This window comes from Streptomyces sp. NPDC046977 (assembly GCF_040644455.1).
Taxonomy (GTDB): Bacteria; Actinomycetota; Actinomycetes; order Streptomycetales; family Streptomycetaceae; genus Actinacidiphila.
The window spans coordinates 16,628-41,612 of record NZ_JBEYWO010000050.1 but is presented as its reverse complement, the minus strand read 5'-3'; the positions used below and the strand labels follow the sequence as shown (position 1 = coordinate 41,612).

At 72.0% G+C, this 24,985-nt stretch carries 24 protein-coding genes and 1 tRNA gene; 20 read left to right on the top strand and 5 right to left on the bottom strand.

Annotated elements, in window-relative coordinates:
* Window positions 1-34: 34 nt before the first annotated feature.
* A complete protein-coding gene (locus ABZ883_RS40255) occupies window positions 35-1,000 on the bottom strand; it encodes a hypothetical protein (protein WP_360916279.1) in 966 nt (321 codons plus the stop codon).
* Between the two features lie 82 nt (window positions 1,001-1,082).
* On the opposite strand from ABZ883_RS40255, the gene ABZ883_RS40250 reads away from it, so the two are divergent.
* Together ABZ883_RS40250 and ABZ883_RS40245 are read left to right on the top strand one after the other, a co-directional pair.
* Window positions 1,083-1,559: an SRPBCC family protein gene (locus ABZ883_RS40250; RefSeq protein ID WP_360916276.1), complete on the top strand. Its 477-nt coding sequence runs from the start codon at window positions 1,083-1,085 to the stop codon at window positions 1,557-1,559.
* 39 nt (window positions 1,560-1,598) lie between these two features.
* Window positions 1,599-1,670: transfer RNA gene (locus ABZ883_RS40245), tRNA-Val, on the top strand.
* 44 nt (window positions 1,671-1,714) lie between these two features.
* Here ABZ883_RS40245 and ABZ883_RS40240 read toward each other — a convergent pair.
* Window positions 1,715-2,464, bottom strand: a complete 750-nt coding sequence (locus ABZ883_RS40240) for an exonuclease domain-containing protein (protein ID WP_360916273.1) — start codon at window positions 2,462-2,464, stop codon at window positions 1,715-1,717.
* Window positions 2,465-2,630: 166 nt separating this feature from the next.
* On the opposite strand from ABZ883_RS40240, the gene ABZ883_RS40235 reads away from it, so the two are divergent.
* The 3 genes from ABZ883_RS40235 to thrS all read left to right on the top strand — a co-directional run bounded on the left by ABZ883_RS40235 (window position 2,631) and on the right by thrS (window position 6,476).
* Entirely contained in the window at window positions 2,631-3,197 is a 567-nt protein-coding gene (locus tag ABZ883_RS40235; RefSeq protein ID WP_360916270.1) for a DUF4365 domain-containing protein, read from the top strand.
* Entirely contained in the window at window positions 3,197-4,384 is a 1,188-nt protein-coding gene (locus tag ABZ883_RS40230) for a hypothetical protein (RefSeq protein ID WP_360916267.1), read from the top strand. The genes ABZ883_RS40235 and ABZ883_RS40230 overlap by 1 nt, the downstream gene beginning before the upstream one ends.
* 109 nt (window positions 4,385-4,493) lie before the next feature.
* Window positions 4,494-6,476, top strand: a complete 1,983-nt coding sequence (gene thrS, locus ABZ883_RS40225; RefSeq protein ID WP_360916264.1) for a threonine--tRNA ligase — start codon at window positions 4,494-4,496, stop codon at window positions 6,474-6,476.
* A 40-nt stretch (window positions 6,477-6,516) separates the two neighbouring features.
* On the opposite strand, the gene ABZ883_RS40220 is transcribed toward thrS, so the two are convergent.
* Window positions 6,517-7,191 (bottom strand): ion channel, encoded by a 675-nt coding sequence (locus ABZ883_RS40220; protein WP_360916261.1) that lies wholly within the window; start codon window positions 7,189-7,191, stop codon window positions 6,517-6,519.
* A gap of 66 nt (window positions 7,192-7,257) precedes the next feature.
* Between ABZ883_RS40220 and ABZ883_RS40215 the strand changes: the two genes are divergently transcribed.
* Window positions 7,258-7,818 carry an HIT domain-containing protein gene (locus ABZ883_RS40215; protein ID WP_360916258.1) on the top strand — a complete coding sequence of 187 codons (561 nt, stop codon included), beginning with the start codon at window positions 7,258-7,260 and terminating at the stop codon, window positions 7,816-7,818.
* 60 nt (window positions 7,819-7,878) lie between these two features.
* Here ABZ883_RS40215 and ABZ883_RS40210 read toward each other — a convergent pair whose 3' ends face one another.
* Together ABZ883_RS40210 and ABZ883_RS40205 are read right to left on the bottom strand one after the other, a co-directional pair.
* Window positions 7,879-9,522 carry a hypothetical protein gene (locus ABZ883_RS40210; protein WP_360916256.1) on the bottom strand — a complete coding sequence of 548 codons (1,644 nt, stop codon included), beginning with the start codon at window positions 9,520-9,522 and terminating at the stop codon, window positions 7,879-7,881.
* A gap of 192 nt (window positions 9,523-9,714) precedes the next feature.
* The gene (locus tag ABZ883_RS40205; RefSeq protein WP_360916253.1) at window positions 9,715-11,928 is read right to left on the bottom strand and encodes an elongation factor G-like protein EF-G2; all 2,214 of its coding nucleotides are present in this window, start codon (window positions 11,926-11,928) and stop codon (window positions 9,715-9,717) included.
* Window positions 11,929-12,173: 245 nt separating this feature from the next.
* On the opposite strand from ABZ883_RS40205, the gene pgsA reads away from it, so the two are divergent.
* The 14 genes from pgsA to ABZ883_RS40135 all read left to right on the top strand — a co-directional run bounded on the left by pgsA (window position 12,174) and on the right by ABZ883_RS40135 (window position 24,802).
* Window positions 12,174-12,833 (top strand): phosphatidylinositol phosphate synthase, encoded by a 660-nt coding sequence (pgsA, locus tag ABZ883_RS40200; protein ID WP_360916250.1) that lies wholly within the window; start codon window positions 12,174-12,176, stop codon window positions 12,831-12,833.
* Window positions 12,830-13,825, top strand: coding sequence for a phosphatidylinositol mannoside acyltransferase (locus ABZ883_RS40195; protein WP_360916247.1), 996 nt, complete (start codon window positions 12,830-12,832; stop codon window positions 13,823-13,825). The genes pgsA and ABZ883_RS40195 overlap by 4 nt, the downstream gene beginning before the upstream one ends.
* Window positions 13,822-15,003, top strand: a complete 1,182-nt coding sequence (locus tag ABZ883_RS40190; protein WP_360916243.1) for a glycosyltransferase family 4 protein — start codon at window positions 13,822-13,824, stop codon at window positions 15,001-15,003. Before ABZ883_RS40195 ends, ABZ883_RS40190 begins: the two co-directional genes overlap by 4 nt.
* 58 nt (window positions 15,004-15,061) lie before the next feature.
* Window positions 15,062-15,619, top strand: a complete 558-nt coding sequence (locus ABZ883_RS40185) for a hypothetical protein (protein WP_360916240.1) — start codon at window positions 15,062-15,064, stop codon at window positions 15,617-15,619.
* A gap of 58 nt (window positions 15,620-15,677) precedes the next feature.
* Window positions 15,678-16,634, top strand: a complete 957-nt coding sequence (gene pdxS / locus ABZ883_RS40180; protein WP_360916237.1) for a pyridoxal 5'-phosphate synthase lyase subunit PdxS — start codon at window positions 15,678-15,680, stop codon at window positions 16,632-16,634.
* Window positions 16,635-16,737: 103 nt separating this feature from the next.
* Window positions 16,738-17,346, top strand: a complete 609-nt coding sequence (gene pdxT / locus ABZ883_RS40175) for a pyridoxal 5'-phosphate synthase glutaminase subunit PdxT (protein WP_360916281.1) — start codon at window positions 16,738-16,740, stop codon at window positions 17,344-17,346.
* Window positions 17,347-17,407: 61 nt separating this feature from the next.
* A complete protein-coding gene (locus tag ABZ883_RS40170; protein WP_360916234.1) occupies window positions 17,408-18,160 on the top strand; it encodes a YebC/PmpR family DNA-binding transcriptional regulator in 753 nt (250 codons plus the stop codon).
* Between the two features lie 131 nt (window positions 18,161-18,291).
* Complete coding sequence (ruvC, locus tag ABZ883_RS40165; RefSeq protein WP_360916231.1) at window positions 18,292-18,828, top strand: crossover junction endodeoxyribonuclease RuvC; 537 nt, start codon at window positions 18,292-18,294, stop codon at window positions 18,826-18,828.
* Window positions 18,825-19,436 carry a Holliday junction branch migration protein RuvA gene (gene ruvA, locus ABZ883_RS40160; protein WP_360916228.1) on the top strand — a complete coding sequence of 204 codons (612 nt, stop codon included), beginning with the start codon at window positions 18,825-18,827 and terminating at the stop codon, window positions 19,434-19,436. Before ruvC ends, ruvA begins: the two co-directional genes overlap by 4 nt.
* Before the next feature lie 47 nt (window positions 19,437-19,483).
* Entirely contained in the window at window positions 19,484-20,548 is a 1,065-nt protein-coding gene (gene ruvB, locus ABZ883_RS40155; RefSeq protein ID WP_360916225.1) for a Holliday junction branch migration DNA helicase RuvB, read from the top strand.
* A gap of 185 nt (window positions 20,549-20,733) precedes the next feature.
* Window positions 20,734-21,165: a preprotein translocase subunit YajC gene (gene yajC / locus ABZ883_RS40150; RefSeq protein WP_360916222.1), complete on the top strand. Its 432-nt coding sequence runs from the start codon at window positions 20,734-20,736 to the stop codon at window positions 21,163-21,165.
* 126 nt (window positions 21,166-21,291) lie between these two features.
* Complete coding sequence (secD, locus tag ABZ883_RS40145) at window positions 21,292-23,052, top strand: protein translocase subunit SecD (protein ID WP_360916219.1); 1,761 nt, start codon at window positions 21,292-21,294, stop codon at window positions 23,050-23,052.
* A complete protein-coding gene (gene secF, locus ABZ883_RS40140; protein WP_360916216.1) occupies window positions 23,052-24,215 on the top strand; it encodes a protein translocase subunit SecF in 1,164 nt (387 codons plus the stop codon). Before secD ends, secF begins: the two co-directional genes overlap by 1 nt.
* A gap of 26 nt (window positions 24,216-24,241) precedes the next feature.
* A complete protein-coding gene (locus tag ABZ883_RS40135; protein ID WP_360916213.1) occupies window positions 24,242-24,802 on the top strand; it encodes an adenine phosphoribosyltransferase in 561 nt (186 codons plus the stop codon).
* Window positions 24,803-24,985: the final 183 nt, after the last annotated feature.

Sequence of the window (24,985 nt, the reverse complement as noted above, 5' to 3'; positions counted from 1 at the left end):
CACCGCCAGCGCCCTGGCGGTCGGTCTGCTCGAATCACCTGACCAGCAACCAGCACCGCAGTGCCGCCGCCCCCGCGACGGCCGCGGCGCCGAGCAGCAGGCCGCTCGCCCGCAGGGCCGCCCCGGTGCCGGTCGCGGTGGCGGACAGGGCGCCGGCGAGCAGCAGTCCGCACAGACCGAGGGCGGTGCCGGACACGGCGGCCGTCAGGCGCGGCCCGGGCCGCCGCAGGCTCGGGATGGCCACCGTGTCGAGCGCGGCCGTCGCGAGCAGCGCGGTCGCCGTCGCGTACGCCGACCCGCTCGCCCACGCCCAGAGGCACAGGGGGAGTTGGGCCAGGACGAGTGCGAGGGGCAGGGGCAGTGCCAGGCGCGGCAGCAGCCGGGCGTAGCCGGTCCAGGCGGCGCTCACCACGGCCAGGGCGACGGCGGCGTAGCGCAGGCCGTCCGGTCCGGGGAAGGCCACCCGCCGCAGGGCGTAGGCGTCGAGGAGCAGCAGGACGAGGGCGAGGCAGGCCACGACCTCCGCCGTCGCCGTCAGCGAGCGGCGCAGCAGCAGGAAGGGGACGGCCGCGGCGGCCAGGGTGAGGGCGCCCAGGACCGCGGAGCGGCCGGCGATGCCGAGGTGGCCCCAGCTGAGGACGGTGAACGCGATCGCGGCGACCGCGAGCAGCAGTCCGCCGAGGGCGAGCAACAGGTGCTGCACCGTGCGCGGTGCGGCGTCGGGCGCGGCAACGGGCCTGCCCCATGCGGGAGTCGGAGCCGCCGGGACAGCGGGCCGCAGGTGCGCGAGCAACTGTGCGCGCCGCATGAGCAGCCGGCCGCGTTCGGCGTCCAGGCGCAGGATCGCGCGGTCGGTGTCGCGCAGTTCGTCGGCGGCCGGTCCCACCAGCGTCGTCCCGCACCGGGGGCAGGCGGGCGCCGGCGCCATGGGCGGTACGGGTGCGGGCAGGTACCAGCCGCAGCCGGGGCAGCGGTCGGTGTGCGGGCGCGTCGGGTCCATGTCCCGGAGTGTGGCGGCGGGCCGCGGCGCCCCGCCATGCGCGCGGCTACTCAGATGCGGTCTGAGTACGCACACTGGCTCCATGGACTGGAGCCGCTACCGCTTCCGCGCCCTGTGGGAGTTGCCCGCGCCGCCCGAGACCGTCTACGGCCTGCTGGAGCGGCCCGACCAGTACCCGTCCTGGTGGCCGCAGATCCGCGAGGTGCGGCAGACCGGCGAGACGGTGGGCGTGCTGCGCTTCCGCTCCGTCCTGCCGTACGACCTGCTGGTGACCGCGCGGCAGGCCCGGCGGGACCCGGCGGCCCGGGTGCTGGAGGCGGCGATGAGCGGCGACCTGGAGGGCTGGGTGCGCTGGACGGTCGGCGCGGACCGGACGGGCGGCGGGACGCGGCTGCTGTTCGAGGAGGACGTGGTCGTCAACAAGCCGCTGATGCGGCGGCTCGCCGTGCTGTGCCGCCCGTTGTTCCGGGCCAACCACGCGCTGATGATGCGGAGCGGCAGGCGCGGTCTGGCGGCCCGGCTGGCCGCCGACGCGGGGGTCGGCGGCCAAGTGGTTTGAACGCAGTGCCCCGGGCCCTGTATGGTTCAGGACGTTCCCGGGCGATTAGCTCAGCGGGAGAGCACTTCGTTCACACCGAAGGGGTCACTGGTTCGATCCCAGTATCGCCCACGCACCACGGAAGGCCGGTCCTGAGGGACCGGCCTTCCGCCGTTCTACGCCGCGGGTTCCTCCGGCGCCGGTGCTGGGACCGGGGCCGAGGGGCGCAGCGGCCAGGCCGGGTCGACCCGCTCGTCGGTGCCGCTGCGGTTGAACCACGCCTGGAGCCCGCGTGCCTGGCCGGCGTGCCACAGGGCCTGACGGGCGTGCAGCTCGGCCGCCGGCATGCCGCCTATGCGGTCGGCGAAGCGCCGGCCGAGTTCGCGGACGAGGGCCAGTGCGGCGAGCGCGTCCGCGGAGGCGTCGTGCGCGTCGGTCAGGGCCACCCCGTAGTGCGCGCACAGGTCGGTGAGCGTGCGGCGGCCCTTGCGGTAACGGTCGAGGTACTTGTCCAGCACCCGGGGATCGAGCACCCGCAGCGGCCCCCGCACCAGGTAGCCGTCCAGGGCCGTGCCGCGGTGCCGCCGCAACTCGCGGTCCAGCAGAGTGAGATCGAAGGGCGCGTTCATCACCACCAGGGGCACGCCCAGGGCGGCCTGGTCGGCGAGCGCCCGGGCCATCTCCTCCATGACGGGCCCCGGCCGGCGGCCGTTGGCCTGCAAGTAGGCGTCGTCCAGCCCGTGCACCGCGCGGGCGCCGTCCGGCACCGGGACGCCGGGATCGATCAGCCAGCCGGTCGTGCGCGGCGGCGCGTGCGGTGTGTCCTGCACCACCAGCGCGGCGGAGACCACACGGTCCCGCTCCACGTCCACGCCGGTGGTCTCGGTGTCGAAGGCGGCCAATGGGCCGTCGTACCAGTGCGGCATGGCGCACCCCCCGTACAAAGGTGACGAATTGACGGATCGCTCATTCATTGATTACCCGTGACCGGATGTCACCGAACCCGGCTCGTTTGCGACTTGACGCGCAGGGGGATGGAAAGGGTACGGGGAATCACCAGGAGTCCCGCGGCCCGGAGAGGCACGGAGAGCGATGGCGCTCGAGCAGCCCATACCGGGCGGGCTGCTGCCGGAGCGGGTCGCGCCGCTGCGGGGCGGGCTCGCCACCACCAGTTGCATGGAAACCCTGCAGGTGGGATACCTGCACGCGGTCGCCGCGGCCGCGGGATGTTCGCTCGCCCAGCCCTTTCCGGACAACGGGATCGACTGGCACATAAGTCACAGCTCACGTGGCCACGGCATCGACGACGAGGTCACGATCAAGGTGCAGCTCAAGTGCACCTACCAGGTGGCACCGCGCCCGCCCGGGCCCACCTTCGCCTTCACGCTCGAGAACGAGCACCTGGTGAAGCTGGCCCGGTCCCCGGTCTCGGTGCACAAGATCCTGGTGGTGATGCTCGTGCCGCGCACCCAGGAGGAATGGCTGCGGGCCAGCCACGACCGGCTGGAACTGCGACACTGCTGTTACTGGACGAACCTCGCCGGGCACGCCGTGACCGGCAAGCGCAAGACCACCGTGCGGATACCCACCGCGCGGATCTTCGACGACCGCGCCCTGTGCGAGATCATGACCCGGGTCGGGGCGGGAGGGAGGCCCTGATGAGCCGGCCGGCCGACGACGTACTCGTGCCGCCCGACCCCGAGCGGGTCGACCCCGGTGTGCTCACCGCGCTGCTGGCCCGCCACGGCTGGCAGTTGCGCGGGGGGACACCCGGCCGCTACACGCGCTGGACGCCGCCCGGCGACGCCGGGACCTCCGCCCGTATGAGCCTCCTGGTGCCCGACCGGAGGGGCGAGGCACGCTACGCGGACCACGAGGAACTGCTCGGGGAGGCGCTGGACGCCCTCGCCCGCTGCGGTGTGCCCTCGGCGCGCGAGGTGCTGACCGCGCTCGCCGTGCCGGGCGACGAGGTCCGCTGGCAGCGTGCGGTGCCGCTGATCGACGGTGCCGCCGTGACATGGACGACCGCCGAACAGCTGCGCTCCGCGGCACGGATCATGCTGATGGCCGCGGCCCGCGCCGAGCGGGACCGCTTCGGCTACTTCGGCCAGCGGCACACCGGCCACGCCACCGCCTTCCTGGAGCAGGTGCTGGTCGGCCCCGCCCCGGCGGGGCACCAGCTGACCGCCTACTGCCCGGTCCCGGAGGGGCGGTCGGTCACCGCCACGCTGCTGCGCGCGCTGCAGGCCGCCCGGGACGCGGTGGACTACCAGCGCACGACCGGCGGCATGGAGGCCTTCGACGCCGCCGTCGGCCTGGGCGTCTGCCATGAGCTCGCCGACTCCCTGATCCGCCTGATACGCGGGACCGAGGGCGTGGCCGTCACGCTCTCCTGGGCCCCGGGGGCCGGGCCACCCGCCGGATTCGCGGCCGTGCCCGAACCGGTCGAGTTCTCCCCTGGCGACCTCCCGGCCCTGGAGGCCGCCAGCGAGCGTTATGTGCGCGAGGAACCCTCGGTGGACGTGCGCGTCACCGGGACGGTCACCCGGCTGCGCCGCCCGCGCCCTTCCGGCAGCGGCACCGTGCGGCTGCGGGTCCTGGCGGGGGCGGACGTCCGGCACATCCGCGTGCGCCTGGCGGAGGACGCCTACCGGATCGCCGCCCAGGCGCATCTGGTGGGGCTGCCCGTCCGGCTGTCGGGCCGGCTGGAGACCCGTACCGGCTTCCGGCACCTGACGCATCCGACCGCCCTCACCCCGGTCCACGTCGACGAGGCCGACCGCGACCGGCTGCTGAAGGCGCTGCACGGCGGGGTCGACACCTTCGAGGACTCCTTCGGCGGGTGACGCGCGTCCCGGCAGCGATCACTTCGCGGCGGACCCGCGGGGCTCGGTAGGATTCAGCGGTGCAGCTTCCGCTGCCGGGCCCCAGTGGGACATACGTCAGGAGAGACCGGTGTCAGACGTCCGTGTGACCATCAAACGCGATTCCGATGAGCGGGAAGAGCGCGTGGTGACCACGGGCACGACGGCCGCCGGCCTCTTCGAGGGCGATCGCACCGTTGTCGCCGCGCGCGTCGCGGGGCAGCTGAAGGACCTCGCGTACGAGATCGCCGACGGCGACGAGGTCGAGCCCGTGGGGATCGGCAGCGAGGACGGCCTCAACATCCTGCGCCACTCCACCGCGCACGTGATGGCGCAGGCCGTGCAGGAGCTCTTCCCGGAGGCGAAGCTCGGGATCGGCCCGCCCATCAAGGACGGCTTCTACTACGACTTCGACGTCGAGACGCCCTTCCACCCCGACGACCTCAAGCGCATCGAGAAGAAGATGCAGGAGATCGTCAAGCGCGGTCAGCGCTTCTCCCGCCGTGCCGTCAGCGACGACGCCGCCCGCGAGGAGCTGGCGGCCGAGCCGTACAAGCTGGAGCTGATCGGCCTCAAGGGCTCCGCCGCCGACGCGGCCGAGGGCGCCTCCGCCGAGGTCGGCGCCGGCGAGCTGACCATCTACGACAACCTGGACCCCAAGACCGGCGAGCTGTGCTGGAAGGACCTCTGCCGCGGTCCCCACCTGCCCACCACGCGGATCATCCCGGCGTTCAAGCTGATGCGCTCCGCCGCCGCCTACTGGCGCGGCAGCGAGAAGAACAAGCAGCTCCAGCGCATCTACGGCACCGCCTGGCCGTCCAGGGACGAGCTGAAGGAGTACCTGGACTTCCTCGTCGAGGCCGAGAAGCGCGACCACCGCAAGCTCGGCGCGGAGCTCGACCTGTTCTCCGTCCCGGAGCAGATCGGTTCGGGCCTCGCGGTCTTCCACCCCCGGGGCGGCATCATCCGCCGGGTCATGGAGGACTACTCGCGCCGGCGGCACGAGGAGGAGGGGTACGAGTTCGTCTACACCCCGCACGCCACCAAGGGGAAGCTGTTCGAGACCTCGGGCCACCTGGACTGGTACGCCGACGGCATGTACCCGCCCATGCAGCTGGACGAGGGCGTCGACTACTACCTCAAGCCGATGAACTGCCCGATGCACAACCTGATTTTCGACGCCCGCGGCCGGTCCTACCGTGAACTGCCGCTGCGGCTCTTCGAGTTCGGCACCGTGTACCGGTACGAGAAGTCGGGCGTCGTGCACGGCCTCACCCGCGCCCGCGGCTTCACGCAGGACGACGCGCACATCTACTGCACCCGCGAGCAGATGGCCGACGAGCTCGACAAGACGCTCACCTTCGTCCTCAACCTGCTGCGCGACTACGGCCTGACCGACTTCTACCTGGAGCTGTCCACCAAGGACCCGGTGAAGTACGTCGGTTCGGACGAGACCTGGGAGGAGGCCACCGAGGTCCTGCGCCAGGTGGCCGAGAAGCAGGGCCTCCCGCTCGTCCCGGACCCGGGCGGCGCCGCCTTCTACGGCCCGAAGATCTCCGTCCAGGCCAAGGACGCCATCGGCCGCACCTGGCAGATGTCGACTGTGCAGCTGGACTTCAACCTGCCCGAGCGCTTCGACCTCCAGTACACGGCCGCCGACGGCACCAAGCAGCGGCCGGTCATGATCCACCGCGCGCTCTTCGGTTCCATCGAGCGCTTCTTCGCGGTGCTGCTGGAGCACTACGCGGGCGCCTTCCCGGCCTGGCTGGCCCCCGTGCAGGCGGTTGGCATCCCGATCGGCGACGCCCACGTGTCGTACCTGGAGGACTTCGCCGCCGCGGCGAAGAAGAAGGGCCTGCGGGTCGAGGTGGACGGCTCCGCGGACCGCATGCAGAAGAAGATCCGCAACGCGCAGAAGAACAAGGTGCCCTTCATGGTCATCGTGGGCGACGAGGACATGGCGGCCGGCACGGTCTCCTTCCGCTACCGCGACGGCTCGCAGAAGAACGGCATCCCGCGCGACGAGGCCCTCGCCGAGATCGCCCAGGCCGTCGAGGACCGCGTCCAGGTCTGACGGCCGCCCGCCCGCAGGGTGTGACCGGGCCCCCGGAGGACTATCCGTCCCCCGGGGGCCTTCGTCCGTCCCGGCGCTCCTCGGGACGGCGGAAGCTCTGGGTCAGCCAGGACGCGAAGGAGGCGACGACCGCCCCGATCAGGACGACGCCCAGGAACATCACACCCGCGCCGATCAGCCGCCCCTTGGCGGTGACGGGCACGACGTCGCCGTAGCCGGTCGTGGTCACCGCCGAGCAGGCCCACCACACCGCGTCGCCGTAGGTGCGGATGGAGGCACCGGGCGCCTGCCGCTCGATCGCGTACACCTGGAGGCTGGCCGCGAAGCCCAGCAGCAGGGTGGTGAGCCCGGCGTAGGACATCACGCGGGCCTCCAGGGTGAGCCGGGGGCGCTCCCGGCGGCTCTGCACCGTCGAGTAGTTCTGCAGGATGCGCAAGGGGCGCAGCAGGGGCATGATCACGACCACCAGGTCCAGCCAGCGGCGCCGCACATAGGACCAGCGGTGGGGGGCCACCGCCACTCGCAGCAGATAGTCGGCGACGAAGAAGGCCCAGGTCACACAGGTGAGCAGCAGCAGGGCGCGCATGTCGCGTGGCAGCTCGTGGGCCAGCACGCGCACGGCGTACGTGACGAGGAACACCAGGGACGCGAGGGAGAGCGGCACGCTCCCACGGCGCTCCCACTCCCGCAGCCGCCGCTCGTCTTGCAAGGGCATGGGGCCAGCATCCAGCGCCGCCCGGGGGAGCGCCCCCGGCGACACGCTGAGCGGGGCGGACGCCATATGCTGCAAGGCATGACGAGTGAGCCGGAACTGCAGAACGGAGTGGGGACGCAGGACGCGTTCCAGCGCCTGTGGACGCCGCACCGCATGGCGTACATCCAGGGCGAGAACAAGCCGACCGGCCCCGGGGCCGCGGACGGCTGCCCCTTCTGCGCGATTCCGGAGATGAGCGACGAGGACGGGCTGGTCATCGCCCGTGGCGGCGCCGTGTACGCGGTCCTCAACCTCTACCCGTACAACGGCGGCCACCTGATGGTGGTCCCGTACCGCCACGTCGCCGACTACACCGACCTCGACCTGGCGGAGACCGCGGAGCTGGCGGACTTCACCAAGCGGGCCATGGTCGCCCTGCGGTCGGCCTCGGGCGCCCACGGCTTCAACATCGGCATGAACCAGGGCGCCGTGGCCGGTGCCGGGATCGCCGCGCACCTGCACCAGCACGTGGTGCCGCGCTGGGGCGGCGACACCAACTTCATGCCGGTGGTCGGGCACACCAAGGTGCTGCCGCAGCTCCTCGCGGACACCCGCAAGATGCTCGCGGACGCCTGGCCCCCCGGCTGAACCGGCGACTGGCTGAGCGCTGAACGCTGAACCGCCCGCCGGCGCCCGCCGGGGGCGGCGTCAGTAGACGTCCGCCTCGGACGGGCTGGCGTTCTGCACCGAGGTGCTCAGGAACAGCGAGCGGGCGGTGAACTTCTCCGTGTCCACGCCGTTCTCCCGCATGACCTCGATCGCCGCCGAGTGGACCGCGCGCAGCACCGGGGTCGCCGCACGCAGGGCGTCGTCCGCCATGAAGCGGTGCGTCCAGGGCGCCGAGGCCCAGGTGTGCCGCAGCCCGAAGGGCTCGGGAAGGACGATCTTGCCGCCCAGGTACTCCAGCACCTGGGGGAAACGGGACAGCGGCGCGCGGGCGGCGAGCCGCACCACCTCGTCGCTCTCGACCAGCGGCATGGAGACGGTCCTGGTCTCCCAGAACTTCACCGGGTGGCTGACCTTCTTCTCCTTGGCGTCGGGTGCCGAGGTGAAGAGCGAGTGCACGGGACCGAGGGCGTGACCGGTGACCTCGACGCGCAGGGTGCTGGCCAGGACGGTCACGGTGACGAGCAGGGTTATCACCAACTGCCCGTCCCACAGGACGAACTGGACCCCGAGGTAGTGGCGGTTGCCCTTGCCGAACTGCTGCTCGTTGCAGATCCGCTGTATCTCGAAGTCCCGGACGGTGTAGCCCTCGACGTCCGATCCGGTGGGCCGGCTGACCTTCTTGGCTCCCTCACCGACCGGCGCGACGACCCAGTGGCGTATGACGGGCTTGGGGAAGCCGCCCGTGTGCAGCGGGCCGCGCTCCAGCTCGCGCAGCCGGCCGTGCACCGCCTTGATGACGTCCCAGCTGCGGAACGGGTGGATCTCGGCGAGGCCTTCCCGCGGGGTCAGCTCCTCGGCCATCTGCCAGTCGCCCCAGCGGGTGCCCATCCCGAGTATGCCCTTGGGGCCGGCGTAGAAGACCACGTTGCTCTGCTGCTCGGCGGAGAGCTTCGCCAGGCTCTGGCGGAGCTTCTCGGCCCGGGTCTCGTTGGGGTTGCGGGGCACCGCCTCGGGGATCTTGGCCCCCACACCGCTGCCGGAGACCAGCCCCGCCCAGCGGTCCCGCAGGTCCTTGGCGGTGCGCTCGCAGATCCGCTTGGCCCAGAACCAGCCGAGGACCGGCGCGATCATCATCACGCGCAGGTACTGCGACCAGAAACCGGTCAACGGCGGGTTGACGACGAAGAGGACGGCGAAGAGGCCGACCACCAGCAGCACGACCGAGCCGAGCAGCCCGGCGCGCGAACCCTCGGCCTTCTTGACCGTGCTGCGCAGCTGGAACGCGCCCAGCCAGAGCAGCACGCCGGGCAGGAAGAGCAGCCCGAAGACGACCATGATGCCCGTGAGCCGGTTGTCCCGCTCCTGCCGGATGCGATTGGCGGCCAGGCAGTGCTCGACGACGGTCTGCGGTTCGGCGCCGAAGGACTGCACCAGTTCGTTGCGCGCCGCGCCGAGCATCCGGTTCTGCACCGCGCGGGCGAAGGCCTCGCCCAAGTTGGCCTGGAGCAGGGAGAGTTTGGGCGGGGTGACGACGGTCATGCCGGAGTCCGCGTCGGACAGGGTCTTCAGCGGGCTGTCCCGGTAGGCGGCCGAGGCCAGCGCCTGGGTGGCCGCGGTCTGCCCGTCGGCACCGCTCAACGGGATCTGCGCGCCCGGGCTCAGGAAGTCGTAACTGTTGCTCACTTGCGCCCCCTCCTCGTGCCCGTCCGCGCAGGCGAAAGCCCGTCCGGCCCACTCCCCGGACCGTTCCCCGCTCGCAGCCGCGGCATTCCTCCCGCGCTGCCCACACAGCGTATACGGGGGGTGTGACATGCGTCATGGGCCCGACGGAACTTGATCGTTCCGCCGGGCCCACGACCGGGTGCCGCCCGAGCGCTACTTGGCGCCCACCTCTTGGGCGTGCTGCTCTCTCAGCTTGCCGGCCAGCTGCGGAGGCATCGGTTCGTGCCGGGCGTGAGTGCGCGCGTAGCGACCCATTCCGTGCGAGAGCGAACGCAGATCGACCGCGTAGCGACCGATCTCGATCTCCGGCACTTCGGCCCGCACCAGGGTGCGGCCCTGCCCGACCGGTTCGGTGCCCAGCACCCGGCCCCGGCGGCCGGACAGGTCGCTCATGACCGGGCCGACGTACTCGTCGGGCACCATCACCCGTACCTCGCTGACCGGTTCCAGCAGATGGATCCGGCACTGCGCCGCCGCCTCGCGCAACGCGAGCGCGCCCGCGGTCTGGAAGGCGGCGTCGGAGGAGTCCACCGAGTGCGCCTTGCCGTCGACGAGCGTGATCCGGATGTCCTCCACCGGGAAGCCGAGCGCGACGCCCCGCGCGGCCTGCGCCCGCACCCCCTTCTCCACCGACGGGATGAACTGCCGCGGCACCGCGCCCCCGACGACCTTGTCGACGAACTCGATGCCCGAACCCACCGGCAGCGGCTCGACCTCGATGTCGCAGATCGCGAACTGGCCGTGCCCGCCGGACTGCTTGACGTGCCGTCCGCGCGCCGTGGCCTTCTCGCCGAAGGTCTCGCGGAGCGCCACCTTGTGCGGGACCGAGTCCACCTGGACCCCGTAACGGGTGCGCAGCCGCTCCAGCGCGACGTCGACATGGGCCTCGCCCAGGCACCACAGCACCACCTGGTTGGTGTCCGGGTTCTGCTCCAGCCGCATCGTCGGGTCCTCGGCGACCAGCCGGGACAGGCCCATGGACAGCTTGTCCTCGTCCGCCTTGCTGTGCGCCTGGATGGCCACCGGCAGCAGCGGGTCGGGCATCAGCCACGGCTCCATCAGCAGCGGGTCGTCCTTGGCGGAGAGCGTGTCGCCGGTCTCCGCCCGGGTCAGCTTCGCCACGCACGCCAGGTCGCCCGCGACGCAGTGCGGCACCGGCCGCTGCTGCTTGCCGAAGGGCGAGGACAGCGCGCCGATCCGCTCGTCCACGTCGTGGTCCTCGTGGCCCCGGTCCTCCAGCCCGTGCCCGGAGACATGGACCGTCTCGTCGGGGCGCAGGGTGCCGGAGAAGACCCGCACCAGACTGATCCGCCCCACGTACGGGTCGGAGTACGTCTTGACCACCTCGGCGGCCAGCGGCCCGTCCGGGTCGCAGGTCAGCTGCTCGTGCGGGGTGCCCTGCGGGGTGCTGACCCGCGGGACCTCGCGCTCCAGCGGGGTCGGGAAGCCGCCGGTGATCAGTTCCAGCAGCTCCACGGTGCCGATGCCCCGTTTGCAGCCCTCCGCCGCGGGGGCGGCGGCGAGCACGGGGTGGAACGAGCCGCGGGCGACGGCCCGTTCGAGATCCTGGACCAGGGTCTTCATGTCCAGTTCCTCGCCGCCGAGGTAGCGGTCCATGAGGGTCTCGTCCTCGCTCTCGGCGATGATCCCCTCGATGAGCCGGCCGCGTGCCTCGTCGATCACCGGGACGTCGTCGGGCGCGGGGGTGCCCTCCTCGCGCTCGCCCGAGCAGTAGTCGTAGATCCGCTGCGACAGCAGCCCGATCAGCCCCGTCACGGGCCGGTGCCCGTCGCTGCCGGGACTCTCCTCGCCGTGCAGCGGCAGGTACAGCGGCAGCACCGACTCGGGGGAGTCGCCGCCGAAGACCGCGCGGCAGGTCTCGGTCATCTCCTCGAAGGAGGCGCGAGCCGCCTCCAGGTGCGTGATGACCACCGCGCGCGGCATGCCGACCGCCGCGCACTCGTCCCAGACCATGCGGGTCGCGCCGTCCACGCCGTCGGCGGCCGAGACGACGAACAGGGCCGCGTCCGCAGCGCGCAGACCGGCCCTGAGCTCACCCACGAAGTCGGCATAGCCGGGGGTGTCGAGCAGATTGATCTTGATTCCGTCCCATTCGACCGGGACGAGCGACAACTGCACCGAGCGCTGCTGGCGGTGCTCGATCTCGTCGTGGTCGGAGACCGTGCCGCCGTCGGCGACGTGCCCGGCGCGGTTCACCGCCCCTGTGGCCAGGGCCAGCGCCTCGACCAGTGTCGTCTTCCCGGAGCCACTGTGGCCGACCAGCACCACGTTGCGTACATCGGCGGGCCGGTCGGCCGTCGATGCCCTTCCGGCGGCTCCTGGGCCTGCGTCTCTCCTGTCACCCATGTGCCTCGCCTCCCGGTCCGTCACGGCATGGGGACTGCGGGCCACGGGAGACCACCCGACCAGGGCGGCCTCTGTGGCGCCCGCGGTAATTCGACCTTCCCACGCGCTTCACGGTGCGTCCATACGTCGTACGTGTGCCCGTGGGGCGGGAGCCCGGCGCATCCGGAACATCCCACCTGGCTACGATGGGCCAGCCGGGGCGGCCGCCGGAGCCGCGCCGGGCACCACCGACCTCCGGGAAGGCCATGCTGAACAAGTACGCGCGTGCATTCTTCACGCGTGTCCTCACACCGTTCGCCGCGTTTCTGCTGCGCCTGGGCGTCAGCCCGGACACGGTCACGCTGATCGGCACCGGAGGCGTGGTCGCGGGCGCGCTGGTCTTCTACCCCAGGGGCGAGTTCTTCTGGGGCACGGTCGTGATCACGCTCTTCGTCTTCTCCGACCTGGTGGACGGCAACATGGCCCGCCAGGCCGGCGTCTCCAGCCGGTGGGGCGCGTTCCTCGACTCCACGCTCGACCGGGTCGCCGACGCGGCCATCTTCGGCGGACTCGCCCTGTGGTACGCCGGGGGCGGGAACGACCTCGTGCTGTGCGCCGTGACGATCTTCTGCCTCGCCAGCGGCCAGGTGGTGTCGTACACCAAGGCGCGCGGCGAGAGCATCGGCCTCCCGGTCGCCGTCAACGGGCTCGTGGAGCGCGCCGAGCGCCTGGTGATCTCGCTGGTGGCCTGCGGCTTCGCCGGACTGCACAAGTTCGGGGTGCCGGGCATCCAGTGGCTGCTGCCGATCGCGCTGTGGATCGTGGCCGTCGGCAGTCTGGTCACGCTGGTGCAGCGGGTGATCACCGTGCGCCGGGAGGCCTTCGAGGCCGACGCCGCGGCACGCGAGGGAAGCGGGGCGGCGTGAAGGACCGGCTTACCGACGCGCTGTACGGACTGGGCTGGGGCGCCGTCAAGCGGCTCCCCGAGCCGGTGGCGGACCGCCTGGGGCGCGCGGTGGCCGACTTCGCGTGGAGCCGGCGCGGCAAGGGCGTGACCCGGCTGGAGGGCAACCTGGCACGCGTCGTGCCGGAGGCCGACGCGGCCCGCCTGCGTGAGCTGTCCAAGGCGGGCATGCGCTCCTACCTGCGCTACTGGATGGAGTCCTTCCGGCTGCCCGCGTGGAGCACCGAACGCGTCCGCGAGGGCTTCGCCCCCGAGGGCCTGCACCACCTGGTGGACGGCCTGGCCTCCGGCCGCGGCGTCGTCCTCGCCCTGCCCCACATGGCCAACTGGGACCTGGCCGGCGCGTGGGTCACCACCCGGCTCGGGGTGCCCTTCACCACCGTCGCCGAGCGCCTCAAGCCGGAGACCCTGTACGACCGCTTCGTCGCCTACCGCGAGGGACTGGGCATGGAGGTGCTGCCGCACACCGGCGGCGCCGCCTTCGGCACCCTGGCGCGGCGGCTGCGCGACGGCGGCCTGGTCTGCCTGGTCGCCGACCGCGACCTGTCCGCCTCCGGCGTCCCAGTGGACTTCTTCGGCGCGAGCGCCCGGATGCCGGCCGGGCCCGCGCTGCTCTCCGTGCAGACCGGCGCGCTCCTGCTGCCCGTCACCCTCTGGTACGACGCGTCCCGGATCCTCCAGGGCCGCGTCCACCCGCCCTTGGAGGTCCCGGAGAGCGGCACGCGCGCGGAGAAGGCCTCCGCCATGACGCAGCGGCTCGCCGACGTCTTCGCCGCCGGCATCGCCGAGCACCCCGAGGACTGGCACATGCTGCAGCGGCTGTGGCTGGAAGACCTCGAAACCCGTCCGGAGCCGGCCGGAACCGCCGTCCCGGGGCAACCCGGGGGCTCCGACACGGCGTCCCCTCCGGTGTCCGGCACCGCCTCCGACCGCTTCGGAACGGAGAAATCTTGAGGATCGGGATCGTCAGCCCGTACTCCTGGGACGTCCCCGGCGGCGTCCAGTTCCACATCCGCGACCTGGCCGAGCACCTGATCGCGCTGGGCCACCAGGTCTCCGTCCTGGCGCCCGCGGACGACGAGACCCCGCTGCCGCCGTACGTCGTCTCCTCCGGCCGGGCCGTCCCCGTCCCGTACAACGGCTCCGTGGCCCGGCTCAACTTCGGCTTCCTGTCGGCCGCCCGGGTGCGGCGCTGGCTGCACGAGGGCGCCTTCGACGTCATCCACGTCCACGAGCCCTCCTCGCCCTCGCTGGGCCTGCTCACCTGCTGGGCGGCGCAGGGGCCGATCGTCGCCACCTTCCACACCTCCAACCCGCGCTCGCGGGCGATGATCGCCGCGTACCCGATCCTCCAGGCCGCCCTGGAGAAGATCAGCGCGCGCATCGCGGTGAGCGAGTACGCCCGGCGCACGCTGGTCGAGCACCTGGGCGGGGACGCCGTGGTCATCCCCAACGGCGTCGACGTCGGCTTCTTCGCCGGCGCCGAGCCCAAGGCCGAGTGGCAGGGCGCGTCCGGATCCGGCGAAGGCCGCACCATCGGCTTCATCGGCCGCATCGACGAGCCCCGCAAGGGGCTGCCCGTGCTCATGAAGGCGCTGCCCCGGATCCTCGCGGAGCGTCCGGACACCCGGCTGCTGGTGGCCGGGCGCGGCGACGAGAAGGAGGCGGTGGAGGACCTGCCCGCGGACCTGCGTTCGCACGTGGAGTTCCTCGGCATGGTCAGCGACGAGGACAAGGCGCGCCTGCTGCGCAGCGTCGACCTGTACATCGCGCCCAACACCGGCGGCGAGAGCTTCGGGATCATCCTGGTCGAGGCGATGTCGGCGGGCGCCCCGGTGCTCGCCAGCGACCTGGACGCCTTCCGGCAGGTGCTCGACGGGGGAGCGGCTGGCGAGGTCTTCCCCAACGAGGACCCGCAGGCCCTCGCGGCGGCGGCGGTACGGCTGCTGGGCGACCCCGAGCGCCGGGCGCAACTGCGCGACCTGGGTTCGCGGCACGTGCGGCGCTTCGACTGGTCCCGGGTGGCCGCGGACATCCTGGCGGTCTACGAGACGGTCACCGCGGGCGCCGCGGCGGTGGCCGCCGACGAGCGCGTCGGGCTGCGCGCCCGGTTCGGCTTCGCCCGCGACTGAGCGCCCGCACCGGTGAGGGTCCGCCGCCCGGCGGGCCGCCCCCGGCACACCGGTAGCCTTGCCGCCCGTGACCACCATCATCTGGGTGGCCGTGGCGGTCGTCGCCATCGGCCTCTATCTGAGCTGGACCGCGGGCCGGCTGGACCGGCTGCACGCGCGCATCGACGCCGCCCGCGCCGCGCTGGACGCGCAGCTGCTGCGCAGGGCCTCGGTCGCCCAGGAGCTCGCGACGGCGGGCGTGCTGGACCCGGCGGCAAGCATCGTGCTCTACGAGGCCGCGCATTCGGCCCGGCAGGCGGAGGACGACCAGCGCGAGGTGGCCGAGAGCGAGCTGAGCCAGGCACTGCGCGCGGTGTTCTCCGAGGCCGACGCGGTCGACGCCGTACGGCAGGCCCCCGGCGGCGAGGACGCCGCCCGTGAGCTGACCCAGGCCGTGCGCCGGGTGCCGATGGCCCGGCGCTTCCACAACGACGCCGTGCGCGCCGCCCGGGCACTGCGGGCGCACCGCAAGGTGCGCTGGTTCCGGCTGGCCGGGCACGCCCCGCGGCCTGCGACGTTCGAAATGGACGACGAGCCTCCGGCCGTGCTCACCGCGGACGGCGCGGCAGGCCACTGAGGCGCGATTGGCCCTTTTCCGGTCCACTTCGTGCGGTCCACCATGGGAGACAGGGCAAATGCCGCTCCCCCCAGAAGTTCCGTCGCCGAGTGAGGTCACCGTGTCCAGCACGCTTCCCAGCACCCCCCAGTCCCCTGAGACCGGCACCGCGCGCGTCAAGCGCGGCATGGCCGAGCAGCTCAAGGGCGGCGTGATCATGGATGTCGTCACCCCGGAGCAGGCGAAGATCGCGGAGGACGCCGGGGCGGTGGCCGTCATGGCCCTGGAGCGGGTCCCGGCCGACATCCGCAAGGACGGCGGCGTGGCGCGCATGTCCGACCCGGACATGATCGAGGGCATCATCGGGGCCGTGTCGATCCCGGTCATGGCCAAGTCCCGTATCGGGCACTTCGTCGAGGCCCAGGTCCTGCAGGCGCTCGGTGTCGACTACATCGACGAGTCCGAGGTCCTGACCCCGGCCGACGAGGTCAACCACTCCGACAAGTGGGAGTTCACCACCCCCTTCGTCTGCGGCGCCACCAACCTGGGCGAGGCCCTGCGCCGTATCGCCGAGGGCGCGGCCATGATCCGCTCCAAGGGCGAGGCCGGCACCGGCAACGTCGTGGAGGCCGTCCGCCACCTGCGCCAGATCAAGAACGAGATCGCCCGCCTGCGCGGCTACGACAACCACGAGCTGTACGCCGCCGCCAAGGAGCTGCGCGCCCCGTACGAGCTCGTCAAGGAGGTCGCCGAGCTCGGCAAGCTGCCGGTCGTGCTGTTCTCCGCCGGCGGTGTCGCCACCCCGGCCGACGCCGCGCTGATGCGGCAGCTCGGCGCGGAGGGCGTCTTCGTCGGCTCCGGCATCTTCAAGTCCGGCGACCCGGCCAAGCGCGCCGCCGCCATCGTGAAGGCCACCACGTTCTACGACGACCCGAAGATCATCGCGGACGCCTCCCGCAACCTGGGCGAGGCCATGGTCGGCATCAACTGCGACACCCTCCCCGAGACCGAGCGTTACGCCAACCGCGGCTGGTAAACGCCGTGTGACGGGCGGGCCGGCGACGGCCTGCCCGTCCGCCGTGCCCGACCCAGCCGCCCGGAAGGTTCCCCCTGTGTCACCCGTGTCCCCCGCGTCCCCCATGTCACCGCGGGCCAGCAGTACGCCCACCGTCGGCGTCCTCGCCCTCCAGGGCGACGTCCGCGAGCACCTTGTCGCGCTCGCGGAGGCCGACGCCCTCGCCCGCCCGGTGCGGCGGCCCGAGGAAATCGCCGGGATCGACGGCCTGGTGATCCCCGGCGGCGAGTCGACCACCATGTCCAAGCTGGCCGTGCTCTTCGACGTCATGCAGCCGCTGCGCGAGCGCATCCGCGAGGGCCTGCCCGTCTACGGCACCTGCGCCGGAATGATCATGCTCGCCGACAAGATCCTGGACGGCAGGGACGACCAGGAGACCTTCGGCGGTATCGACATGACCGTGCGGCGCAACGCCTTCGGGCGGCAGAACGAGTCCTTCGAGACCGCGGTCGCGGTCGAGGGGATCGACGGCGGCCCGGTCGAGGGCGTCTTCATCCGCGCGCCCTGGGTCGAGTCGACCGGCAGCGCGGTCGCCACGCTGGCCCGGCTCGACGACGGCACCACGGTCGCCGTGCGCCAGGGAAACCTGCTGGCCACCGCGTTCCACCCCGAACTGACCGGGGACCACCGCATGCACCGCTACTTCGTCGACATGGTGCGCGCCGCCGCGTGACACGATCCCGGTAGGATCGCAGTGTTCGTGAAGCAATCGGTGACGTGAAGGAGACAGGCTGATGTCCGGCCACTCTAAATGGGCTACGACGAAGCACAAGAAGGCCGTGGTTGACGCCAAGCGCGGCAAGCTCTTCGCGAAGCTGATCAAGAACATCGAAGTCGCGGCACGCGCCGGCGGTGCCGACATCTCCGGCAACCCGACCCTCTTCGACGCCATCCAGAAGGCGAAGAAGAGCTCGGTGCCCAACAAGAACATCGACAGCGCGGTCAAGCGCGGTGCCGGTCTCGAGGCGGGCGGTGCCGACTACGAGACGATCATGTACGAGGGCTACGGCCCGAACGGTGTCGCGGTGCTCATCGAGTGCCTCACCGACAACCGCAACCGTGCCGCCTCCGACGTCCGCGTCGCGATGACCCGCAACGGCGGCTCCATGGCCGACCCGGGCTCGGTGTCCTACCTGTTCAACCGCAAGGGCGTCGTGATCGTCCCCAAGGCCGGGCTCTCCGAGGACGACGTGCTCGCGGCGGTCCTGGAGGCCGGCGCCGAGGAGGTCAACGACCTCGGCGAGTCCTTCGAGGTGCTGAGCGAGGCCACCGACTTCGTCGCGGTCCGCACCGCGCTCCAGGAGGCGGGCATCGACTACGACTCCGCGGAGGCCAACTTCGTCCCCACCATGCAGGTGGAACTGGACGAGGAGGGCGCCCGGAAGATCTTCAAGCTCATCGACGCGCTCGAGGACAGCGACGACGTGCAGAACGTCTTCGCCAACTTCGACGTCTCCGACGAGGTCATGGAGAAGGTCGACGTCTGAGCCCGCGCAGCGCACACGGCTCGGGCGGCGGCCCGGTGGGGACACACCCCCACCGGGCCGCCGTCGTTGTCGGTGCCACCCGATAACCTCCAGGAACGGCTGAACGGCTGACCCAAGGAGGGAGGGGCGCGGTGCGTGTGCTCGGCGTGGACCCGGGACTGACCCGGTGCGGTATCGGCGTGGTGGACGGCGCCCCCGGAACACCCCTGCGGATGGCCGGAGTCGGGGTCGTCCGCACCCCCGCCGACGCGGACATCGGCGAACGCCTCGTCCTCGTCGAACGCGGCATCGAGGCCTGGCTGGACGAGCACCGGCCCCAAGCGGTCGCCGTGGAGCGGGTGTTCAGCCAGCACAATGTCCGCACCGTGATGGGCACGGCGCAGGCGAGCGCGGTCGCCATCCTGTGCGCCGCGCGCCGCGGCCTGCCGGTGCACCTGCACACCCCGAGCGAGGTCAAGGCCGCCGTCACCGGCAGCGGCCGGGCCGACAAGGCCCAGGTCGGGGCCATGGTCACCAGGCTGCTGCGGCTGGACGCCCCGCCGAAGCCGGCGGACGCCGCCGACGCGCTGGCCCTGGCCATCTGTCACATCTGGCGCGGTACCGCGACCAACCGCCTCCAGCAGGCGCACGCGGCCGCCCGAGCACGAATCCAGGAGCGCACGTCATGATCGCCTTCGTCAGCGGGCCCGTCGCGGCCCTCGCCCCCGACACCGCGGTGATCGAGGTCGGCGGGATCGGCATGTCCGTGCAGTGCGCCCCGGGCACCCTGGCCGCGCTCCGGCTGGGCGAGCCGGCCCGGCTGGCCACCTCGCTCGTCGTCCGCGAGGACTCCCTCACCCTCTACGGCTTCGCCGACGACGACGAGCGCCAGGTCTTCGAACTGCTGCAGACCGCCAGCGGCGTCGGCCCCCGGCTGGCCCAGGCCATGCTGGCCGTGCACACCCCCGACGCGCTGCGCGCCGCCGTCGCCACGGGCGACGAGAAGGCCCTGACCGCGGTGCCCGGCATCGGGAAGAAGGGCGCGCAGCGCCTGCTGCTCGAACTCAAGGACCGCCTCGGCGCCCCCGTGGGGAGCCCGGCCGGCCGCCCCGCCGTCGCGGCCGGGCCCGCCTCCTGGCGCGAGCAGCTGCACACCGCGCTCATCGGCCTGGGCTACCAGCCCCGGGAGGCCGAGGAGGCCGTCGCCGCCGTCGCCCCGCAGGCCGAGGCGAGCGCCGAGCCGCACGTCGGCGCGCTGCTGCGGGCCGCCCTGCAGACCCTGAACCGGACCCGCTGACCTCCCCGCCCGCCGACCGCGGGCCGCTGACCTTAAGGCGCACCGAAGTGAACTGGGACGACGAGTCCGTACCGACCACCGCCGACCGTCTGGTCGGCGCCGACGCCGACGGCGAGGACCAGGCTGTCGAGGCGGCGTTGCGGCCCAAGGCGCTGGAGGAGTTCGTCGGGCAGGAACGGGTCCGCGAGCAGCTCGACCTGGTCCTCAAGGCCGCCCGCCAGCGCGGCGGCACCGCCGACCACGTGCTGCTCTCCGGCGCCCCCGGGCTCGGCAAGACCACACTATCGATGATCATCGCGGCCGAGATGGGCGCCCCCATCCGCATCACCTCGGGCCCCGCGATCCAGCACGCGGGCGACCTGGCCGCGATCCTGTCCTCCCTCGCGGAGGGCGAGGTGCTCTTCCTCGACGAGATCCACCGGATGTCGCGGCCCGCCGAGGAGATGCTCTACATGGCGATGGAGGACTTCCGTGTCGACGTGATCGTCGGCAAGGGCCCCGGCGCCACCGCGATTCCCCTGGAACTGCCCCCGTTCACGCTCGTCGGCGCCACCACCCGGGCCGGACTGCTGCCCCCGCCGCTGCGCGACCGCTTCGGCTTCACCGGCCACATGGAGTTCTACGCCCCGGCCGAACTGGAGCGCGTCATCCACCGTTCCGCCCGGCTCCTCGACGTCGGCATCGATGCCGAGGGCGCCGCCGAGATCGCCGGCCGCTCCCGCGGCACCCCGCGCATCGCCAACCGACTCCTGCGCCGCGTCCGTGACTTCGCCCAGGTCAAGGCGGACGGCCGGATCACCCGGGAGATCGCCGCCCGCGCCCTGGACGTCTACGAGGTCGACGGCCGCGGCCTGGACCGCCTGGACCGGGCCGTGCTGCAGGCCCTGCTGAAGCTCTTCGGCGGGGGCCCCGTGGGGCTGTCGACACTGGCGGTGGCCGTGGGGGAGGAGCGCGAGACGGTGGAGGAGGTGGCCGAGCCGTTCCTGGTGCGCGAGGGGTTGTTGGCACGTACGCCGCGCGGCCGCGTGGCCACCCGTGCCGCGTGGGCACACCTTGGACTCGTGCCCCCGCAGGGCGCCGGACCCGGGCAAGACGGGCTGTTCGGCCCTTGACGGCGGGGAGACTCGCCGCCGCAGGAACCACGGTGTAATGCTTGGCGTTGTTCCAGCGGCGAACGAACGCTTAGACTCCGCCGACGTCGTCCCTCGGAACGACGACTCAACCCCGTAGATCCTGTAGATCCCGTAGATCCCGTAGACGAGGCCACCGCGGCCGTGCGAAGGACCGTCCTGACACCATGAACCTCATTCAGCTTCTGCCTTTCGTTCTGATCATCGGTGTCATGCTGCTGATGACCCGCTCCGCCAAGAACAAGCAGCGCCAGGCCGTGAACATGCGCGACCAGATGGCGCCGGGTGCGGGCATCCGCACCATCGGCGGTATGTACGCGGTCGTCAAGGAGGTCAACGACGACACGGTGCTGCTCGAGCTGGCCGACGGCGTGCACGCGCACTTCGCGAAGAACGCCATCGCCGCCGTGCTGGACCAGGCCGAGTACGACCGCATCGTCCACGGCATCGAGCCGGAGCCCGAGCCGGAGTTCGAGGCCACCGACGCCGAGCACGGCGACGACTCCGCCGAGGACGAGGACCGCGTCGACCTCGCCAAGTCCACGGACGAGGCCAAGGCACAGGACGCCCCCAAGACGGACGGCACCGACTCCAAGTAACGCCACCGCCCCGGGACGACACCCGGGGCAGGTACGTTTCACGCGTCGGCACGTCCGTACAACACATCGTGCCGCCCTGCTGCGAGCGCAGGTCCGCAGGGCGGTTGGACAGGGAGAATCGAGAAGGTGGCAGCACCGAAGAGGGGCCGCAAGCCCTCGGGGAGCCAGGGATACCCCGGGCGGGCGCTGGCAGTGATCCTGCTGGCCATCGTGGCGCTCACGGGAGGGATGTTCCTCTCCGGCCACACGACGCCGCGGCTGGGCATCGACCTCGCCGGCGGCACGAGCATTACGTTGACGGCCAAGAGCGATCAGACCAACGCGATCAACAAGACCAACATGGACACCGCTGTCGGCATCATCGAGCGGCGTGTCAACGGTCTCGGTGTGTCCGAGGCCGAGGTCCAGACGCAGGGCGATCGCAACATCATCGTCAACATCCCCAAGGGCACGAACGCGGACCAGGCCGAGAAGCAGGTGGGCACCACCGCCCAGCTGTTCTTCCGCCCCGTGCTCGCCGAGGTGGCCGGCACCCCGGCTGCCACGCCCTCCCCCTCGTCCAGCCCCACGGGCAAGGCGTCGTCGCCGGCCTCGCCTTCGTCGACGGCCAAGGCCGGGACGACGAGCTCCCCGAGCTCGAGCGCCACGACGCAGGGCCGTGCCGTCACCGACGCGCTGAAGTCCGGCTCGTCCTCCACGCCGTCCGCCCCGGCCTCGCAGGCCCCGACGGCGCCGGCGAGTGAGCCGGCCGCCCCGCCCGCCCCGGGCAGCACGCTGGACACCTCGATCCCGGCCGACCTCCAGGCGAAGCTCGCGGCGCTGGACTGCTCCGACAAGGAAGCCCGCGCCAACCTCAACCTGAAGGCCAAGCCGACCGACAAGATCGTCGCGTGCAGCCAGGACGGCACCGCCAAGTACGCGCTGGGCCCGTCCGCGGTCGACGGCAAGAACGTCAAGAAGGCCGCCGCCCAGTACGACACCCAGACCGGCAACGGCTGGGTCGTCACCCTGTCCTTCGACGGCGCCGGCTCCAAGGACTTCTCGAAGATCACCTCGGTTCTGTCCCAGCAGCAGCGGCCGAACAACCAGTTCGCGATCGTGCTGGACAACGAGGTCGTCTCCGCCCCCTCGGTGAACCAGACCCTCAGCGGCAGCGCCGAGATCTACGGCAGCTTCACCCAGGAGAGCGCGCAGGACCTGGCCAACGTCCTGTCCTACGGCTCCCTGCCGCTGACCTTCGACAAGTCCGACGTCACCAAGGTCTCCGCGGCGGTCGGCGGCGAGCAGCTGCACGGCGGCATCATCGCCGGCGCGGTCGGCCTCGCACTGGTCATGCTCTACCTGATCGCGTACTACCGGGGCCTGAGCTTCGTCGCGATCCTCAGCCTCGTGGTCTCGGCGATCCTGACCTACGAGATCATGACGCTGCTCGGCCCGGCCATCGGCTTCGCGCTGAACCTGCCGGCGGTCTGCGGTGCGATCGTCGCCATCGGTATCACCGCCGACTCGTTCATCGTGTTCTTCGAACGCATCCGTGACGAGCTGCGCGAGGGCCGCTCCCTGCAGCCCGCCGTGGCCCGCGGATGGCCGCGCGCCCGGCGCACGATCCTCGTCTCGGACTTCGTGTCGTTCCTGTCCGCCGCCGTCCTGTTCATCGTCTCGGTCGGCAAGGTGCAGGGCTTCGCCTTCACCCTCGGCCTGACGACGCTGCTCGACGTCGCGGTGGTCTTCCTGTTCACCAAGCCCCTCATGACGATCCTCGCGCGCAAGAAGTTCTACGCAGGCGGACACCCCTGGTCCGGACTCGACCCGCGCGCCCTGGGCGTCACACCCCCGCTGCGCCGCACCCGCCGCCCCGCGGGCCGTACCGACGTCAAGGAGGCCTGATGTCCCGGCTCGGAAACCTCGGGCACCGCCTGCACCGGGGCGAGATCGCCTACGACTTCGTGGGCAAGCGCAAGCTCTGGTACGGCGTCTCGATCCTGATCACGGTCGCCGCGATCCTGGGTCTGGCCGTCAACGGCCTGAAGCTCGGCATCGAGTTCTCCGGCGGCGCGGTCTTCACCACGCCCAAGACCTCGATGTCGGTGTCCCAGGTCCAGGACCGGATCGGCGGCGACACCGGCGACCACCAGGCCCTGGTGCAGAAGCTCGGTACGGGCAGCGTCCGTATCCAGATCAGCGACATCACGCTCGACGAGGCCAAGCAGTACCAGGGCGAGATCGCCAAGGACCTGGACATCAAGCCGGCCGACATCGACCCGCAGATCATCGGTCCGAGCTGGGGCGAGGAGATCTCCAAGAAGGCCTTCGAAGGCCTGGTGATCTTCATGGTCCTTGTGACGATCTACATGGCGATCGCCTTCGAGTGGCGCAAGGCCGTGGCCGCCCTGATCGCGCTGCTGCACGACCTCACGATCACCATCGGCGTGTACGCGATCGTCGGCTTCGAGGTCACGCCCGGCACGGTGATCGGTCTGCTCACCGTCCTCGGTTACTCCCTCTACGACACCGTCGTCGTCTTCGACGGTCTGAAGGAGACGACCAAGGACATCACCAAGCAGAACCGCTACACCTACAGCGAGCTCGCCAACCGCAGCCTCAACCAGACCCTGGTGCGGTCGATCAACACCACGGTCGTGGCGCTGCTGCCGGTCGCCGGCCTGCTGTTCGTCGGTGGCGGTCTGCTCGGCGCGGGCACGCTCAACGACATCGCGCTGTCGCTCTTCGTCGGCCTCACCGCCGGTGCGTACTCCTCGATCTTCATCGCGACCCCGCTGGTCGCGGACCTCAAGGAGCGCGACCCGGAGATCAAGGCCCTGCGCAAGCGGGTGCTCGCCAAGCGCGCCGCCGACGCCCGCCGTGGCGAGCAGGGCGGGGACGACCCGCAGGACTCGCACGGCCCGGCCGACGGTGACCACGGCGACGGCGATCACGGTGATCACGGCGACGACGACCCGCACGCCGCCACCGCCGGGGCCTCCGGCAGCCGGCGCGAGTCGCCGTCCCGCAACCGGGGCCGCAACCGCCCGTCCGGCAAGCGCCGCTGAAGCAGAAGCACCGAGGAACACCACTGATGACGACGACGGACGCCGCCCGGGGCGAGCTGCGCAGCCTGCTGCTCAGCCGCATCCGGGACGTGCCCGACTACCCCAGGGCGGGCGTGATGTTCAAGGACATCACCCCGCTGCTCGCCGACCCCGTCGCCTTCGGCGCCCTGGTCGACGCCCTCGCCGAGCTCTGCATCCGGCACGGCGCCGACAAGGTCGTCGGACTGGAGGCGCGCGGGTTCATCCTTGCCGCCCCCGCCGCGGCCCGCGCCGGACTGGGCTTCGTCCCCGTCCGCAAGGCGGGGAAGCTGCCCGCGGCCACCCACGGGCAGAGGTACGAGCTGGAGTACGGCACGGCCGAGATCGAGGTCCACCAGGACGCGTTCGGAGCCGGCGACCGGGTCCTCGTCATCGATGACGTCCTCGCCACCGGCGGGACGGCCGAGGCCTCCCTCGACCTCGTCCGCCGTACCGGCGCCGAGGTCGCCGGAGTCGCCGTCCTGCTGGAGCTCGGCTTCCTGGGCGGCCGTGAGCGTCTTGCGCCGTCCCTGGCCGGGGCCCCGCTGGAGGTCCTGATCGCCGTCTGAGCGCGGCTCTCGCTCCGTCCCTGTGGTGCCCGGCCGGCCGTCCGGCCGGGCACCACAGGCGTTTCCGGCCGGGTGCCGCCCGGAGGGGCCCCGGGCCTCCTCCTCGCCCCCGCGGGGGCCCGTTTTGCCGTGCTGAGGGACGGGAGGGACAGGACAGGACGCGGTTCCCCCGGTCACATCGCT